Annotated in this window: 12 protein-coding genes; 6 read left to right on the top strand and 6 right to left on the bottom strand. The window is 53.1% G+C overall.

The annotated features are described in order from the left end of the window. Positions 1–105: 105 nt before the first annotated feature. Positions 106–669 (bottom strand): RNA polymerase sigma-70 factor, encoded by a 564-nt coding sequence (locus BLQ88_RS13330; protein ID WP_090150450.1) that lies wholly within the window; start codon positions 667–669, stop codon positions 106–108. A 222-nt stretch (positions 670–891) separates the two neighbouring features. Between BLQ88_RS13330 and BLQ88_RS13325 the strand changes: the two genes are divergently transcribed. After that, positions 892–1,281, top strand: a complete 390-nt coding sequence (locus BLQ88_RS13325; protein ID WP_090150448.1) for a hypothetical protein — start codon at positions 892–894, stop codon at positions 1,279–1,281. After that, on the top strand, positions 1,266–3,335 hold the full coding sequence (locus BLQ88_RS13320; RefSeq protein WP_090150445.1) for a T9SS type A sorting domain-containing protein: 2,070 nt from the start codon (positions 1,266–1,268) through the stop codon (positions 3,333–3,335). The genes BLQ88_RS13325 and BLQ88_RS13320 overlap by 16 nt, the downstream gene beginning before the upstream one ends. Positions 3,336–3,355: 20 nt before the next feature. On the opposite strand, the gene BLQ88_RS13315 is transcribed toward BLQ88_RS13320, so the two are convergent. The 5 genes from BLQ88_RS13315 to BLQ88_RS13295 form a co-directional block, all read right to left on the bottom strand. Beyond that, complete coding sequence (locus tag BLQ88_RS13315) at positions 3,356–3,775, bottom strand: hypothetical protein (protein WP_090150443.1); 420 nt, start codon at positions 3,773–3,775, stop codon at positions 3,356–3,358. A gap of 254 nt (positions 3,776–4,029) precedes the next feature. Then, on the bottom strand, positions 4,030–5,532 hold the full coding sequence (locus BLQ88_RS13310) for a RagB/SusD family nutrient uptake outer membrane protein (RefSeq protein ID WP_090150440.1): 1,503 nt from the start codon (positions 5,530–5,532) through the stop codon (positions 4,030–4,032). Positions 5,533–5,550: 18 nt separating this feature from the next. After that, positions 5,551–9,048 (bottom strand): SusC/RagA family TonB-linked outer membrane protein, encoded by a 3,498-nt coding sequence (locus tag BLQ88_RS13305; protein WP_176884985.1) that lies wholly within the window; start codon positions 9,046–9,048, stop codon positions 5,551–5,553. A gap of 89 nt (positions 9,049–9,137) precedes the next feature. After that, positions 9,138–10,169, bottom strand: a complete 1,032-nt coding sequence (locus tag BLQ88_RS13300; RefSeq protein ID WP_090150434.1) for a FecR family protein — start codon at positions 10,167–10,169, stop codon at positions 9,138–9,140. Positions 10,170–10,212: 43 nt separating this feature from the next. Continuing rightward, positions 10,213–10,875 carry a sigma-70 family RNA polymerase sigma factor gene (locus tag BLQ88_RS13295; RefSeq protein WP_090150431.1) on the bottom strand — a complete coding sequence of 221 codons (663 nt, stop codon included), beginning with the start codon at positions 10,873–10,875 and terminating at the stop codon, positions 10,213–10,215. Positions 10,876–11,136: 261 nt separating this feature from the next. Here BLQ88_RS13295 and BLQ88_RS13285 point away from each other — a divergent pair, with 261 nt between their 5' ends. The 4 genes from BLQ88_RS13285 (at position 11,137) to BLQ88_RS13270 (ending at position 17,589) form a co-directional block, all read left to right on the top strand. Next, a complete protein-coding gene (locus BLQ88_RS13285) occupies positions 11,137–11,730 on the top strand; it encodes an FMN-dependent NADH-azoreductase (protein WP_090150700.1) in 594 nt (197 codons plus the stop codon). A 136-nt stretch (positions 11,731–11,866) separates the two neighbouring features. Further along, positions 11,867–12,442, top strand: a complete 576-nt coding sequence (locus tag BLQ88_RS13280; protein WP_090150425.1) for an RNA polymerase sigma factor — start codon at positions 11,867–11,869, stop codon at positions 12,440–12,442. A 69-nt stretch (positions 12,443–12,511) separates the two neighbouring features. Then, positions 12,512–13,681 (top strand): FecR family protein, encoded by a 1,170-nt coding sequence (locus BLQ88_RS13275; protein WP_090150422.1) that lies wholly within the window; start codon positions 12,512–12,514, stop codon positions 13,679–13,681. Positions 13,682–14,046: 365 nt separating this feature from the next. Continuing rightward, positions 14,047–17,589, top strand: coding sequence for a TonB-dependent receptor (locus BLQ88_RS13270; RefSeq protein ID WP_090150420.1), 3,543 nt, complete (start codon positions 14,047–14,049; stop codon positions 17,587–17,589). Positions 17,590–17,591: the final 2 nt, after the last annotated feature.

Here is a 17,591-nt window from a genome sequence, read left to right as displayed (position 1 = left end):
AGTGAATGATTTGGAAAGAAGACTGAAAAAGCGGTGCATACCGCAAAATGGAAAAGAATTTATTTGAATATTTATATTAAATGAATGGATTTGGCTGTAAATTCTTTAAAATTTACCAGCGGTCAGAAGCATCAGCACGAGCACGATAAACTCTTTGAGCAAAGTTTTGAGCGTTCGCAATGCCTGGGTGATGTGGTACTCGACCGTCCGCTCCGGCATTCCGAGCAGTGAAGCGATCTGCCGGACGGTATTGCCTTCGAACCGGCTGAGAACGAATATCTTGCGGGTTTTTTCGGGTAGCTGTCCCACGGCCTGTTGCATGGCCTGTTCCAGCTCGTCGAGGAAAAGCGGGTAATCGGGCTCGCTGAGCGGGTCCACGGAGTCGAGTGCAGCGAATGCCTTGTCCTTGTAGTGATCGATAATGCGGTTGCGCACCGATGTGAACAGGTAGCTCTGCAAGTTGCTGACTTGCAGCGAATGCCTTTTCTCCCAGATCGTTACGAAAAGCTCCTGAACTATCTCTTCGGCCGTGTCCGCATCGCGCGTTTTGACATTGGCAAAATCGTATAGCCGCTTCCAGTAACGGCGGTAAATACCTTCAAATGCTTGCGGATCGTCACTTCCGAGGCGGTCTAGGAGTTGCGGATCGTCCGGAAATGGCGGTTGCATGGGGTAATCTGGCAAAAGTGTTTTCGGTTTCTGAGCGGGCGGCTCTCCGGACGCCTGCGATTAATAAGCATGTTTGTGAAAGTTCATACTTAAACGGGCAAACCGGTAATTAAAAGTAACCGTTGGTACCTTTCGTTGTACTAGTTGGGATAAATGAGAAAATTGCATGAGCAGTCCGTTCCCGTTTTGGGGACTACGGTTGTGACTAATAACCCCGACTCTATGTTACGATTTTTACCATTCCTGTTTTTCAGTTTTTTCTCATTTGCCGCATTTGCCCAAAGTCCCGGCCTGAGCATTATCAGGGTCAATGCGGACAATTATTGCCTGGGCACCGAACTCAGCATCGATGTGAATGTGAACGGCACGTTTCCCGCGGGCAACAAATTCACCGTGGTGGCTTACCGCACCTCGTATCCCCCCGGCCAGCGATGGGAATATCCCGCCGAATTCAGGGGCGACAAGCTGGTGACGGTTTTGAAAGAACCTTCGCTTGCCAATTCGGAGAGCTTTGGCATTAAGGTCCTTAAATCAAGCCCGCAGTCGGAAGTTGAAGGTGGGGATATGCTGCCGATACGATCAATTCGACCGATCCCATGGCATTCTCGCTGATTGCCACGCCGTCCACATCGGGAAAAGTGGTATTGAGCAGCGGCGACACTGTCAATCTGCAATACGCCACCGACTGGACGGCACCCTACGCGACAATGTTCAGCCTTCCGAAAACGAAGGCAGGTACCTATTCCATCAAATCGGCGAATAATGCGTGCGGGCCAATGGCCGTGGAGGGGCAGGTAAATATCAAAGTAAACCCGGTCGATTTCATGCCGGTGTCGATCAGTCCGTCGTTTCCCTGCGCCGGAGGTGAAGTCAAAGTACTTTTCCGTACAGCCGGTGGCGAGTTCAATGCAAACACTAAATTCAGAATCCGGTTTGTCGGCGACAATGTAAATTTTGGGACGTTTTTTTACCGGGATGTACCTGCAACGCTGACCGGTAAGAATCAACTCACTGCCCGGGTTCCCGATAATTTCTACGGAGGGAGCATCTATCTTGGCATTGTAGCCGAAAACCCTGCTGCGGTTTCGATCAATAAGGCGCTGAGATTTTATATTAATGAAAAATCAACATTCAAGCTGACCACCCAGAAACCGGTTATCGATCTGGGAGAGACCACGGACGTTTCTGCCAACCCGACGGGATGGTGGCCGTTTAAAATTACATTCACTTCCGGCGAGGTAACGGAGTCGTGGTTGCAGGTGCGGCCCGAAAAGACGACGACTTACCAGGTAAAAACCTACGAATCGGGCTGCGGGGTGACACAGGACCCGCCGAATTCGACATTGACCATTACCGTGAGACCCAGCCTGTTGCTCGCAGACCCTTCCCGCACAGGCGATCCGCAAATCGTGTGCGAAGGGAAAACGGTTCGTTTGGGTTTTAAGGCCGCCGGAGTCACCAGTCAAACTACCTATTCGGTGCAGGCTAGCAACTATTCGCCAAAAGAAATCGCATTGTTCCCGGCCAAGGTCGTTGGTGATTCGGTGGAGTTTTTTATACCGAAAAATACGAGCCAGGATCCCGACCTCAACTACGATCAAATCTCGGCCCTTCGCCTGGTGTCTGCCAATCCGGCGCTTTCCTCGCCGATGATACCTTTTAAAATACAGAGCCCGCCGACGATGGTGCTCACCGGCCCTCAGCCAGGCGTACCGTTCCCTTCGGCGGCCCGGCTCGACTTCGATCTTCGCGGCGGCACGCCCTACACGGTCGAACTGGCCAATGGTTCGAAGGAGGTATATGACCAACGTAACGTGTGGTTTGAGCAGTTTGTAAAACGCGACACGGTATTCAAGGTGGCAAAGCTGTCGAATGCCTGTTTTTCCAATTCCAATCCGCCCTCGTTTCCCATTAAGGTAACGAACCCCTCGGGTACTACGCCCAACGTGTTTGCGCGGCTGATCACTAAAAAAACCTATTGTATGAGCGACAGCGTAGAGGTGGAAATAGGTTTCAGCGGGAAGTTTGAAGCGGGGAATGTGTTTACACTTTCGTACCTCCGCAATGCACAAAGCACCACCTATCCGATCCGGCAGATAACCAAGCCGGGCATTTCTTCGGTAGCGACATTCGGCACGCGGTCGGGAGCCGCTTTCGCCAGCACCAGCGCGACATCCGACGACCAGGGCAATGCAAAAGCGGTCGTACTGCTTACGGGAACAGGCCCCTGGCGATACAGCTATGGCAACGACCTCGGGGCCGTCAACCGGTACGCCGCCACAAGCCCCGACACGCTGCTCATTACCAGCAAGGAGCCGTCGGCCTACTTCAAATTGTTGTCCGTCACCAACGGCTGCGGTGCCGGCACCATCAGCGAACCCTCAACAATCCAGGTGGAAGTCATCCTCGGAACCGAAGAGCGAGGCCATAACAAAGAACTCCTGGCATTCGGCCCGAACCCAACCGGCGGCCGTATAGTCCTACGGTTTAAAACCGCTTCAAGACGAGAGCTGACATTGTATCATGCCAACGGAACACTCCTTCGCACAAAAGTCATTTCGGGGACTGAAACAGAGGTGGATATGCATGAATATCCTGCCGGCACCTACCTTCTGAAAATCGGCGATCCGAAGCGCGGGCAGGTTTTAAAAATCGTGAAGGAATAGGGATAAGAAAGCTGTCGGTGTTATGCCGACAGCTTTTTGTGATATTCATAGGACAAGGACTCCATTGCCGGACCTGCCACAAATGTTGGCTTTGCAACTGTAATGTGCTGATCGTCGCATACAAAAAGGATTGTTTCGTCTGGAAACGCTTCAATGAATGCCTTGGTAACCATTGCCTCGTCTAACAGATATTCGTCCGAAGTAAACTTGTCCTTCGGCATTACATCTACCACATGCTGATTTGAAATCTTATTAAACTCATAGGCAAAGGACATCTCTTTGTGTCTCGATGATATCTCACGAACGAGCTTCATTACCAGGCTACTCGATTGGGGCTGAACCATTGTTATTTCGCTACTCGCATAGTGCCCGTGCTTATTAATCAACAGGTCGGCCGAATCGATATTTTGCTCATGTCGTTTGAGGTAGCTGTTGTTCATAAACCAAACGCAAAAATAAGAGGAAATGTGCAAACCAGCATGTGAGCGTCCGGGTTATGGACGAAGGCTATTTGCCCGGTAGATATGTATTTTTTTCTATTACAACCGCACTCCTTTATTGTTCGGTACAATTTCAATGTTCCTGAGGCGTACTAATCCGCCGCATTGACACAAAAAGCTCCTGCGAGTATCTCACAGGAGCTTTAAGATTTCAAAACAATTCACCTTCGTACAAGAATTGGAATACTTCTTGCCTACTGATACCCCTCCGTCTGCACCAGGTTTGGATTCTTGATGATCTCATCCACCGAAATAGGGTAGTAGTTGTGAAATGGCTTCACGTTTGCGGCACCGGTAGGGTTGTCACTGGCGACGGATTTGACGGCTTCTACCAGTTTTCCCCATCTTACCAGGTCGGGCCGGCGCTGGTATTCTCCTACGAACTCGATGGCGCGTTCTTTCATGAGGGCTTCGCGGAGGTTTTCTTTGGAAAGTCCGGTGGCTAAGTCTTTTAATCCGGCGCGCTTTCTGACCTGGTTCAGCCATTTTGCGCTTTCGGCGGCATTGCCCTGCTCATTGTGGGCCTCGGCGAGCATTAGCAGCACGTCGGAGTAGCGGAGTACGTACAGGTTTTTGCCGCTGGCTTGTGCATTGGCTTCGAGGTCCCAGAATTTTGGGCCGTACCAGGGGTGGTTTTCCTTCGGCCAGGTGGTGAATTTCTGCCCGTTGTAGCCATAGCCTAGCACGACGTCCTTGCGCAGGTCGTTTGGCTCGAACATTTCCACGAATTTGGAGGTAGGCACATACACGTGCCAGCCGTCGATGACATATTTGCCAAAATCCACACCCGCGTACGTGCTCAGCCCCGCGTCACGCGTAGGCATGTAGTAGTTGACCATCTGGTGTACCCGCACGTTGTTGGAAGTGGCCGCATTGCGAAGGTACTGTACGGCGAAAATCGATTCCGCATTGTTTTTGTAGCGGTTCCAGATGTCGAAAACGTCGGCGTAGCTCGGGAGCAGGGAATATTTGCCGCTTTCCACGACGCGCATGGCGGTTTTCTGCGCATTGGCCCAGTCCTGGTTGTACAAATACACTTTCGCCAGGAGCGTTAATGCCGCTCCCTGGGTCACGCGGCCTGCGTCGCTGGCGCTGACGGTCGCGGGTAATGCTTCGGCGGCTTCGCTGAGGTCCTTGATGATTTGCGCGCGTACCTCTGCGAGGGGCGTGCGGGGAAGCTGACCCACGGCATCCACGTCCAGTTCGTCGGTCCAGAGCGGTACATCGCCGTAGGTATTGGTCAATACAAAATACCACAGTGCCCGCAGGAATTTGGTTTCGCTTACGAGCCGGGCTTTTACTTTTTCGTCGATCGGCGCTTTGGATACGCGGGCGATGACCATATTGCCATTCTTGATGGCGCCGTACAATGTGCTCCACATGCTGCCCGTGCCGGTGTTGCCCGAGTTGAATGTAAAGTCATTGGTTACGAGGTTGTTGGCGTCCATGCTGAACGAAAGATCGGTGCCGAGCTCGGTCATGGACCAAAATGCCGTGGCGCCGTAAACACTGTACAGCGACGTGTAGACGCCATTGACAGCCTGCGTACATTGGTCGGCATTGGCAAAGAAATTATCCGGGGCGATAAACGTCTTGGGATCTTCATTCAAAGTGTCATCGCATCCCTGCAAAAAAATGCTGCCGGTCAGCACGAGCAGTAATGCAGCTGTTTTTCCGGCTGATATCTTGATTTTCATTGGAGTGATTGGAATATTTTAAAAAGAAACATTTAAACCGACTGTCATGACGCGGGCATTGGGGTAACTGCCGTTGTCGGCCGCGATGATCGTCGAGCTGCCGCCGCCGGTGTTTACTTCGGGGTCAAAACCGTTGTATTTGGTCAGCAAAAACAGGTTGGAGCCGCTTACGTAAACCCGCATGTCCTTGATAGCTTTTTTGAAGAACAAGCCGCCGAGGTTATAGCTTACCTGCGCCGATTTCAGGCGGAGCATGGAAGCGTCGTGCAGAAAGCGGCTGGTAGCGATATTGTCGCGCGAGTTCACAGCCGGGATATCCGAAGTAGGGTTACTTTCCGACCAGCGGTTGACCATGTACCGGAACTGGTTGGTGAGGTTCGTGCCGGTACCCATGAAAAACTCCTGCCCGTTGTACATCTTATGCCCCGCACTGAACTGGAAAAAGAAATCGAGCGATAACCGCTTGTAGCTCAATGTGCTTCCGAAACCGCCATATACCTTCGGGTTGGCAGGTGCGAGGTAATGGTAGTCGACCGTGTTGAGTACCCCATCGTGGTTATAGTCGAAGTAGCGCGGCCCGCCGGGTTTGTAGAAGCTTGCGGCAGACACGTACGTCCGGTCGCCGACGGCTTTTTTCAGTTCCGCATCGATTTCAGCCTGGCTTTTCCAGGTACCGGCATATTCTACGCCGTAATTGGCCCCGATTGGAATGCCTTTTTCGAGATAGCTTGTGATCACGCCATAGCCGAAGCCCGCATCCAATGCTACTTTCGTAAGCGGACCAATATCGGTCACTTCCTGGCGGTTGGTCGAAACATTCACGACCGCGTTCCAGGTGAAATCATTGCGGCGGATCACATCCCCACTGATCGACAGGTCGAAGCCTTCATTCAACGACTCGCCTAAATTGACCAACCTCGAAGAATAGCCCGTTTGCGAGGGGATCTGCACGGTAAGCAACAGGTTTTTGCTCAGCATGCGGTAATAGTCGGCCGAGAGATTGAACCTGCCGCCAAGAAATTCGAAATCCAGACCGGCATCGAGCTGCCCGGTAGTTTCCCAGGTCAGTTTATCGTTCATGAGGTTACCCTGCGTGTAGCCCAGCGCCTGCGTACCGCCGAAAATGTAGGAGTTGCTGTTAGCGCTCAGCGAAGCGAGCGATTGATAGTTGGAAATGCCCTGGTTCCCTGAAATACCATAGCTGACGCGGAGTGACAGGTCCGAAATCAAATGTTTGATGGGCGAGGACTGGTAAAATGACTCTTCGGAAACTCTCCACTTAACGGCACCCGACGGAAAAAAGCCCCATTTTTTACCTGCCGCAAAGTTGGAAGCACCGTCGCGACGGCCCGTGAGCGTGAAGTAATACCGTTTCTGGTAATCGTAATTGATACGGCCGAGGAAAGAAACGATCGTATTCTCATCCAGGTTGGACGCAATGTCCCGGTAAGCCTGTTCGGTCAGGCCGAGGTTGTTGTATTGGGTAATGTCGTTGGTGAGTTGCTTGCCGGAAGCAAAAAGGCGGTCGACCTTCCGGGTCTGGTAGCTGCTCCCGATCAGGAAATCCATGTGGTGCTTGCCGATGCTCTTCGCATAGCTCGCCGTGTTTTCGTTGATGACGCTGGTGGTGTTGTAAATATCCGACGAGGCCGATCCGTACATGGCATTGTTCAGAATTTTCGTAGGCATATCCGACGGGCTGTAAGTATCACCGCGCTGGTTGATGAAGTTAATGCCCAGCGTGGATTTCAGTTTCAGGCCCTGAATCGGTTCATATTGGAGGTAGAAATTCCCGATCACATTGTTGGCGACCTGGTTGTTCGTCACTTTGTCTATTACCGCTACCGGGTTATCGATCTGCCCGCCGGAGTACCATATCGGGTTGAATGTTTCGTAGGAACCGTCGGGTTTGTAGATCGCCATGGTGGGCGGCAGGTAGAGGTACGACGACGACCAGCTGCTGTTCATCCCGAGCGCCGTGCTCGTAATCTCCCGTTTTTCACGACTGATATTGAGGTTAATGCCCAGATCGACTTTGGACGAAAGGTTTTTGGTAAAATTCAACCGGCCCTGGTAACGCTGGAAGCCCGTGTTCTTGATAATACCTTTCTGATCCAGCACATTACCCGATAAAAAATAGGTATAACCGTGATCGCCGCTGGCGCCGCCGGATGCAGATAAATCGTAAGTCGAGAAGGGCGCAGTCCTGGTAACGGCGTCCATCCAGTCGGTGCCCCTTTCGCCGCGCAGGTTTACGATCGAATCGACATTAGGGTACACGATCGGCATTTTCGCGTCGATACGCGCTTCGTTGATAAACTCGGCAAACTCGCGTGAATGCATGAGATCCAGCTTGCGGGGCAACTGCGAAACGCCGTGGCTGGTCGAAAAGCGGAAATCGTTCCGGCCGGCTTTTCCTTTTTTGGTGGTTACGAGTACCACACCGTTAGCGGCGCGGGAGCCGTAAATAGCCGTTGTGGAAGCATCTTTGAGTACGTCGATACTTTCGATGTCGGCCGGATTGATGGAGTTCAGGTTCGTGCCGCTGGGGTCTACAATGCCGTCGATCACGTAGATAGGCTCGTTGGTAGCGCTGATCGACCGGGAGCCTCTGACGCGGATCGTAGTAGGGCTGCCGGGCGCGCCACTGGTGGATTTAATGTAAACACCGGCCATACGCCCCTGCAACATCTGGTCTACACGCGTCGCCGGGGTATTTTTAAGGTCCTTTTCGACATTGATCGAAGATACCGAGCCCGTAAGGTCTTCGCGTTTGCTGTCGCCGTATCCGATTACCACCACCTCATCGAGCGCTTTATTATCGACGGAAAGGCGGATATCGATGACCGATTGGGCGCCCACCGCTACCTCGCGGCTGGCATAACCTACGAAGCTGAAAACCAGCGTCGGAGCATCTTCGGCAATCGCCAGTTGGTAATGCCCGTTCTCGTCCGCGGTGGTACCATGCGTCGTACCCTTTACCACAATGCTCACGCCCGGCAATGCCCCACCGTCGTCACCGGTGACCTGCCCGCTGATAGTCCGGTCGATTACCACCTTTCTCACAGGCGGTAATGCCATCGTGGATGCGTAGAGAAGGTTTTTCTGATTAAAAGCGCCAAAAAATGCCTGGTCTGCCGACGTGTTGATCTTTGTCTTTTCCTCGGGAGCCTTTTCGAGGACCATGTACCCGCCGCCATCGGTCCGTTTGTAGATCAGGCCCAGCGGCTTCAATACATTGGCGATGTTTTTTTCAAGAGGTGCTTTGAAATCGACTTTGTCGGTACGGACCGTGAGGCCGTTGACACTGTGGTCAAAAAAGACGATGTCGACATTGTAGTGGGCCTGCAATTCGCGCAGCACATCTTTCAATGCCCTGGTGGCAGGTTGTTTTTTCAGGGGAGTCCGCTCGATCCGGAGCTGGGCCGAGGCCAGTACCTGGGCAACGCCGGGATTGAGCAGTCCCAGCCAAACGTTTAACAGGAGTGGAACTGGTAGAAATCGCAGTAATCGCATAGTTGGAAAATAAAGTGACAAGAGTTCTTTGCTTTTCCGGGAGACGGTTGGCATCCCCTTCACTACGCGAATGTTAACTAAACTTAATATTACAATGCAGCCGGGCGCAAAAGCGTGACCGTTTTACCCTCCCGGTGTACCCGAAGGCGGGCGGCTTCTTTGAGAAATTCCAGCAGCATATCGTCCGTGCGGGCCGTGAATGTGCCCGTGATAGTCATCCGCGCAACGGTAGAATCGGCAATGCGGAGCTCGACGCCGAAATGGTCCCTGAAAAGCGGTGCAAGGTCGGCCAGGGGTGTCTGGTCAAAAATAAACCGGTGCTTTTTCCACGCCGAATAATCCTCAGGCTGTTGCGTTTGGCGGAGATTTGCATTGCCTTGCTCATCGAACGTGACCAATTCGCCCGGTTTGAGCGTAAGCGCTTTGCGGTGTTGCAGCTCACCGTACAAAAGCCGGACCTTACCCTTCGTCAACACCACTTTCGAGGCAGACTCGCGCGTGCTGACCACAAACTCGGTGCCAAGCACCACTACATCGAAACCGCTGGCTGTTTTCACAGTGAAATCCCGGTCGTCGGGCGCGTGCGTGACGGAAAATTCGGCCTCGCCTTTCAGTACCACCTCACGGCTGAACCGGTCGAAACCGAACCGCGGTACCAGCAGCGACGAATGCGCATTGAGCGTTACCTGGCTGCCGTCGGCAAGCGCCACCGTCCTGATTTCACCGAATGCAGTACTGTGTTTTTGGTAAAATAGCCAGTCTTTGGCAAAGATCACGCTGGTCCCGAGGACGATCAGCGCGACGGCCGCCGCCAGCCAGCGTTTGTGAAAAATAAGGTTTTTGTGCTCGTTTTCGAATATTTCAGTTTCGGCTGTCAGCGTTTGGTCGTCGCACGTGCCCGCGTGAAGCCGTTGCTCCAAACCCGCACGGTGCCGTTCCAGCGCGGTATCCAGGTCGGCGATATATTGGGGGCATCTGGCTTCCCATTCATCGAGGTACACAAAGAAAAGCTCCCGGTTTTCAGACGTTTTTGCCCAATCTTCGATCAGCTCATTTTGCAGCGGGGTGGTTTGCCCGGCAAAATAGTTAAAGAGTAAGTCGCTTGTTACTTGCAGTTTCATCAAGCCCGGTCATTAAACGGTGTCAGCCTTGCCATGTATTAGTTTAAAAAAGTCGTTGGAAACATAAAAGCAGCCACAGGAAAAGCCATTTGTTCCGCAACAGCCGCCTCACTTCCTGCGTCGCCTGGTAGCTCAGCGTCTCCACCGACCGGACCGGTATACCCAGTTCCTCGGCGATCTCCACGTACTTTTTGCCTTCAAAACGATGTTTGAGATAAACCTGCCGGCGTTTCAAGGGCAACGATTGCACCGCATGCTCGACATCATGGTATAGTTCTTCATACTGCGTGATCGATTCGGGATCGAATGCAACCGAAGCGGGAATCTCGCCGGATTGCTCATCCAGCGGGTCGCCCCGCAACAGCTCGCTGCGCAGGTAATCGAACGCCCGGTTACGAACCGATGTGTATAAATATGCTCTGAATGAGGTATTGACGGTCTTGTGCAGGTTTTTCACCTGAAATTCCAGGAAGATATCTGAAACAATATCCTCGGCAATTTCCCTGGACGACACGAACCGGGCGGCGTGGCTGCACAGTTTGAGATAATAATTCCTGAACAACAGGATCACGCCCGCATCGGGGTCTTCTTCGAACGCTTTCCGGATAAACAGTTCCGAATCCGCCGGCGGCTGTTCCGCATGTTCCCGCGTTCGCTCCTTCAAAAAAATCTTGTCGCCCGGTTGAAAACTTTGATCGGGTATCATTACCAAATAGGGAAAAAACAAGCCATCACCATTGCACAATTTGCCATAAGACGTTTACACCCCGGCAAACTACGCTGATTCGGGTCGAATTTTTTGGAGAAGCAAGGCCCCGCCGGGCCTTTTACGCGGCTGGCAGCGTTCTGGCGTGGATTGAGAGGGGTTTGGTAATAATTTGATAATCTCAGTTGCCGGCGAGTCGTCAGGCCCGCCTGTCCCCATTTCAAAACGCCAATCGTCATGCCCGAAACAATAACCACAAACATGAAAAAGGCATTACACATCACATCAAGTGCGCGGGGCGGGCTGTCGTTCAGCCGGGGGCTCAGCATGGCGATCATTCAGAAATTAACGGACCGGAAGGAGGTTGGCGTCGTGGTGGAGCGGGATTTGGTTCAATCGCCTCCGCCGTTGCTGGACGAGGTGCTTATCGGGGAGTTCTACAAACAGCCGGATAGCGTAGGGGAGGAGGCGAGGCATTTGCTTGCTTATGCCGATGCGATTTTCAGTGAAATTGATCAGGCGGATGTCATCGTCATTAGCACGCCCATGCATAACCTGGGTGTTTCGGCCCATTTGAAAGCCTGGCTCGACCAGCTGGTGCGGGTTGGGCTGACTTACAAATTCAATGAGGATGGCACGAAATCGGGCTGTTTCAAAAACAAAAAAGTATACCTGGCCATCGCTTCGGGTGGGAAAATGGCATTCTGGCCGGAGGGATATGAGTTTATCGAGTCTTACATCAAAGCGGTTTTCGGTGCGTATACCGGCATTACGGATGTGACGACTTACCGCATTGAAGGTACGGCCATGGGCATTGCCGATGTCGATTATCAAGAGATTCTGCGGGATCTTTAAACGGATTCCCTACTAGGCCGCCCGAAAAACAGTCGGTAACCATTGAGATCGGTGCCGCACGGTGTCGTTGGGTTGGTAGATTCACCAGCCCAATCGCTTTAAGTGGTACACCAATATATCCCGAGCATATTTACCCATGTACCGGTCCGCATTGAACGATGAAAGAGAGCTCCTGAGGCTGGTGGCCGCGGGTGACGAGCGGGCATTTACCAGGGTGTTCGACCATTACCACCAGCGGCTGGGACAGCATATTTATCGCATTACGCGCTCGGAAACGGTTGCGGAGGAGCTGGTTCACGACGTTTTCCTGAAAATATGGCGTAACCGCGAGCTGCTTCGGGAAGTTGAAAATTTCCCCGTTTATCTTTTCGTAATATCCAAAAATGCGGCATTGAATGCATTGAAAAAGATCGCCGCCGAAAAACTGAAATTCACCGATCTGGATGCCGCCTCGGAAGGCGAGCCCGAGCAGCCGGACGACTACCGTTACGCATTGATCGACGAGGCCATCGACCAGCTTCCTTTCCAGCAGCGGCAGGTGTACCTGCTCAGCCGGCACCAGCGACTGTCGTACAATGAAATCGCATTGCAAATGGGTTTATCGAAGGAAACGGTGAAAAAATACCTGCAAATCGCCACGGCGTCGATTATTTCCTACATCGGGAAAAGTGTGAAAATGAGCCCGATTCTCGTCCTGAAAATTTTCTTTTAAAATTTTTCCCGCCCGATAGCCCCTTTTCGAATGGCGCGATTGTCCTTGGGTTGAAACAGTATTTAATCCATGAACCAGGAGGACTCACAAAGGCTGCAACAGCTTTTCGACCGCTACTATCAAGGCCAGGCCACGCCCGCCGAGGAGGAGGAACTGATGCGCCATATCCGCTCGGGGCAGCATGACGAGGCGGTCGAAAGCGCGATGAAGCGTAATTGGCTTCAACCGACCGATCCGAAGCCGTTATTCGACGCGTCGCGCAGCGGGGATATGCTGGGCTCCATTCTCGCGTCGGGCAGGCAGCGCAGGCATTGGCACGCGGGTATTTGGGTAAGGTACGCGGCGGTGGCGGCCGTGCTCGCCGTCGTGGCCGGATTATGGGTGATAAGGAAGGGCACATTTGAAAAACAGGTTGTTTCGGAAACCATTAAAAACCAGGATGTTCCGCCCGGCGGGAACAAAGCATTGCTTACGCTGGCCGACGGAAAGGGCATCGAGCTGGACCGCGTAGGAAGCGGCCTCGTGGCGCGGCAGGGGAATACCGAGATCTCCAAACAGGAAGATGGCCTGGTGGTTTACAACAGCCGTTCGACCAAGGCGGCAACTGCCGGTTTCAACAAGGTTTCTACGCCGAGGGGCGGCCAGTACAGGGTGCAGCTGCCCGATGGCAGCAAGGTGTGGCTCAATGCATCCTCATCCATCCGTTTCCCGTCTGTGTTTCCAGCCTCGGAACGCCGGGTCGAGATTACGGGTGAAGCGTATTTTGAAGTGACCAAAGACAAAACAAGGCCATTCACCGTCCGTTTCAATGGCTCCGAGGTACAGGTACTGGGCACGAGTTTCAATGTAATGGCCTACGCCGATGAGCGCGTTTCGAAAACGACACTGGTGGAAGGGTCGGTATCGATCAGTAACAAGGGAGAGCGTGCCCTGTTACGTCCCGGGCAGCAGGCCGCATTACTGCCCGGCGGACAGATCGAGACGGCCTTCAAGCCGGTCGACGAGGCGGTGGCGTGGAAGGAGGGCATGTTTTACTTTAAAAATGCAGGCGTGAAAGATGTCATGCGGCAGCTTTCTCGCTGGTACGACGTGGAGGTGAGTTACCGCGGCGAAGTGCCGGTGCGGCGGTTTACAGGCATGGTGTCGCGCAATGTGAACCTTTCGCAGATCGTGGGAATGCTGCGCTACGCCGGGGTTAATTGCAGCCTGGGCAGCGGTACTATCGTGGTCGAACCGTAGTTTGCGTATAGTGATTAGAGTTTAGGAGTTTGGAAGTTCATGAGTTTAGAGTTCAAAGTTTAGAGTTTGGGAGTTCATGAGTTTAAAGTTCAGAATTTAAAGTCCAAAGTCTTTTTCAACTCATAAACTCTCAACACTCGACTCATAAACCCTCAACTCGTAAACTCATAAACCCTAAACTCATAAACTCTAAACTCATAAACTCTCGACTCATAAACCCTAAACTCATGAACTCTTCCATTCCGCCCTGACACCATTCCGCCTAAAAAACAAAAGGGAAAATGCGCTAACATTTTCCCCGTAGTTCAGGCGCAACCGAGCTTCTCTGAAAAAACTTTTCTGCATTCCTAAACTTTAACAAAGTTATGAAAATTAACCTTCTGCCCCGCTTTCCGGCGGGCGGCAGGGCGCATATTGTCGCCCAAACTCTGATGATTATGACCAGGATCATGCTTTTGCTCATCGTAACCCTTTCCCACGTCACCGCGGACGGGTTTAGTCAAAAGATTTCCTTTCAGGCCAAAAACGTGCCGCTGCAAACCGCGTTGCGGAACATCGAGCGGCAGACGGGCTATCTGTTCCTGTACGATGAGCTCGATCTGCCGGCGTCGAAAAAAGTGTCGGTAAAGGTGAAAAATGGCTCGATCGATGCGCTTTTACAGGCTGTTTTCAAGGATATGCCGCTTTCTTACAAAATTTTCCAACAAAACATTGTCCTGAAAAAGATCGTGAAAGCGCCCTCGCCCGAGGTAGTGGTACCCGGTCGCATTCCCGAAACGCAGCCGGTGATCCGGCTCAACCAACGGAGCATCGAGCCGCTGCCTGTCAGCGCCGACCGCATTGTACGGGGCCGCGTGACCGACGAAAATGGCAACCCGTTCCCCGGCGTGAGCATTATCGTGAAAAATTCGCAGACCGGCACCGCTACCGACGCCAACGGCGAATTCCGGTTGAGCATTCCCGAATCGCTGGCCGGGCCGGGCGGGCTGGTGATCGTGGCGAGTTTTGTGGGGTATAAAAATCAGGAGATCGTTGTAGGTAACAATGCGGAACTGAACTTTGCAATGGCCGTCGATACGAAGGCGCTGAACGACGTGGTGGTAGTGGGCTACGGCACGCAGAAGCAGAGCAGCATTACCGGCTCGGTGGCGTCGTTACCGATGAAAAACGTGTCAAGCCAGCCGCTCACGAGCCTCGACCAGGCCTTGGGCGGACAGATCGCAGGCGTGAACGTGGCGCAGACGAAAGGCGCGCCGGGCGGGGGCGTTTCCGTGCGCGTACGCGGGACGGGCTCCATAGGCGCGGGCAACGAACCCTTGTATGTGATCGACGGCTTCCCGGTTTCAAGCGATTTTAACAGCAATTTCAACCCGCTTTCGTCCATTAACCCCAACGATATCGAATCCATTGAAATACTCAAAGACGCGTCGGCGGCCGCCATTTATGGTTCGCGGGGTAGCAATGGGGTAGTGCTCGTGACGACTAAGCACGGGAAGTCGGGCAAATCGGTCGTGCAGCTGGATACTTACTATGGTTTTCAGCAGGTGGCCAATAAAATAGATATGCTGAATGCACGGGAGTATGCTGAATATAACACCGAGGCCCGCAACAATGCGTGGGTGGATAAGGGCGGTAATGCGGGTGACCCGAACGATGTGCGGCCCGCGGCGTTGCAAATCCCCGAGATGTTCATGAACCCGCAGTCGCTCGGCAAAGGTACCGACTGGCAGGACGAGGTTTTCCGCACGGCAGCCATTCAGAATCATCAGCTATCGGTTTCGGGGGGTAATGACAAGACGACTTTTTTCTTGTCGGGGGCCTATTTCAAACAGGACGGTATTGTGATGAAAACCGGTTTCGACCGCTATTCGGCGCGGGTGAACCTCGACCATCATATTTCGAAAAACGTAAGTGTGGGCATGAACCTGTCGCCGTCGTTTGCGACGAGCCGTATTCTGCCTGTGGAGGACCAGGTTTTTACCGGCGGTATCCTCGGTTCTGCATTGTCGCTGCCGCCCACCGTGCCCGTTTACAATGCCGACGGCTCTTATACGACCTTGCTCGGGCCTTCGCCGTACAACATCGGCGTGATCGACAACCCGGTGGCCATTGCGAACAAAATCAAGGATAAGCGCACCACTTTCAGGACATTGGGTAATGTGTATGCCGAAATAAAACTGCTCGACGGTCTGAAATTCCGCACCTCATTCGGACTAGACTATTCCGATGCCCGCGAGAACGCCTACTATCCTTCCGACCTCGGCTGGAACGGCGTTCCTGCGCCCGTGCAAGCGAGGGCCATAGCTACCACCGGCCGTGAGCTCAACTGGCTGAACGAGAATATTTTGAGCTACAAAAAAACATTCAATACCAAACATGAACTGGACCTGTTGGCCGGCTTTACCGCCCAAAAAGCACACGGTGAATCCACTGCATTGAATGCGACCAACTTCCCGACAGACCTCGTGCCGACATTGAACGCCGGCCAGGTGACGGGCGGCGGTACCTATGCTTCGGAATGGTCGCTGCTGTCACTGCTGGCCCGGGTAAATTACACGTATTCAGGTAAGTACCTGTTTTCGGCGACGATGCGGCGCGATGGCTCGTCACGTTTCGGGGCGCGTAACAAATGGGGCACGTTCCCGTCGGCTTCCGTGGGCTGGTACCTTTCGGAAGAGAATTTCATGAAGTCGCAAAATGTGGTGACGGACCTGAAACTGCGGGCGAGTTATGGCCTGGCCGGTAACAACACGATCGGTAACTACAACCACATTGGGCTGCTATCCAACCGCCGTTACAGTTTTGGCGCGGGCACCGGCGCGCTCGCGTACGGGCTTTACCCGAGCTCGATCAGCAACGAGCAGCTGGGTTGGGAAATGATGCACCAGTTCGACATCGGCGTCGATTTTGCATTGCTCCGCAACCGACTCAGTTTCACCATTGATTTTTATAACAAAAACACCACCGACCTGCTGCTCAATGTGCCTGTACCGGCTTCTACCGGCTATGAAACAGCCCTTCAAAACATCGGGAAGCTCAATAACCGCGGCTGGGAGTTTAGTATTAATTCCAAAAACCTGACGGGCGCATTCAAATGGTCGACGGCTTTTAATATTTCCTTTAACAAAAATAAGGTAGTCAAACTCGGCCCTTCCGGTAATCCGATCATCTCGAAAAGCCCTTCATTCAGTCCGAATACGCATATTACTAAAATAGGCTCGCCGATCGGCAGTTTCTGGGGGTATGATGCCGTCGGCGTGTACCAGTCGCAGGAGGAGGTCGACAACAGCCCGCGGGTAGGTGGGGCCACCGGCTCGCGTCCGGGTGATCTCAAATTCCGGGATATCGACGGCGACGGCGCCATTACCCCGAGCGACGTCACCATCATCGGCGACAACAGCCCCGATTTCTTTTACGGCATTACCAATAATTTCTCATACGGGCGTTTCAGCCTCAGCATTTTGGGCGACGGCGTGCAAGGCATTCAGCTTCTGAACGGCTCCCGCCGCAATATCGGGCTCGTGAACGGCAGTTACAGCCGGAAAGACGTGCTCGGTCGCTGGCGATCGCCCTCGCAGCCGGGTGATGGGCGCACGCCGCGTGCGAACGTAGCGCCTACCGGTGGGAACGTGAGTTATGTATCGAGCCTGCTGGTCGAGAATGCATCGTTTTTCAGGATCAGGAATATCAATCTGCGGTACAACCTGCCTGAAAGCGTTTCGAAATCGGTGTATTTGCAAAATGCGGCGGTGACACTTTCGGTGCAGAATGCGCTCACATTTACGCCCTACCGCGGCTATAACCCCGAGCAAAGCCTGAACGGCAGCAGCTCGCTCACGCCGGGCGTCGATTTCAACGGCTACCCGCTGGCCCGCACATTCACCCTCGCATTGAACCTGACATTCTAAAC

This window comes from Dyadobacter soli (genome assembly GCF_900101885.1).
Taxonomy (GTDB): Bacteria; Bacteroidota; Bacteroidia; order Cytophagales; family Spirosomataceae; genus Dyadobacter; species Dyadobacter soli.
The sequence above is the reverse complement of the archived record's forward strand: the minus strand, read 5'-3'. Positions and strand labels throughout refer to the sequence as shown.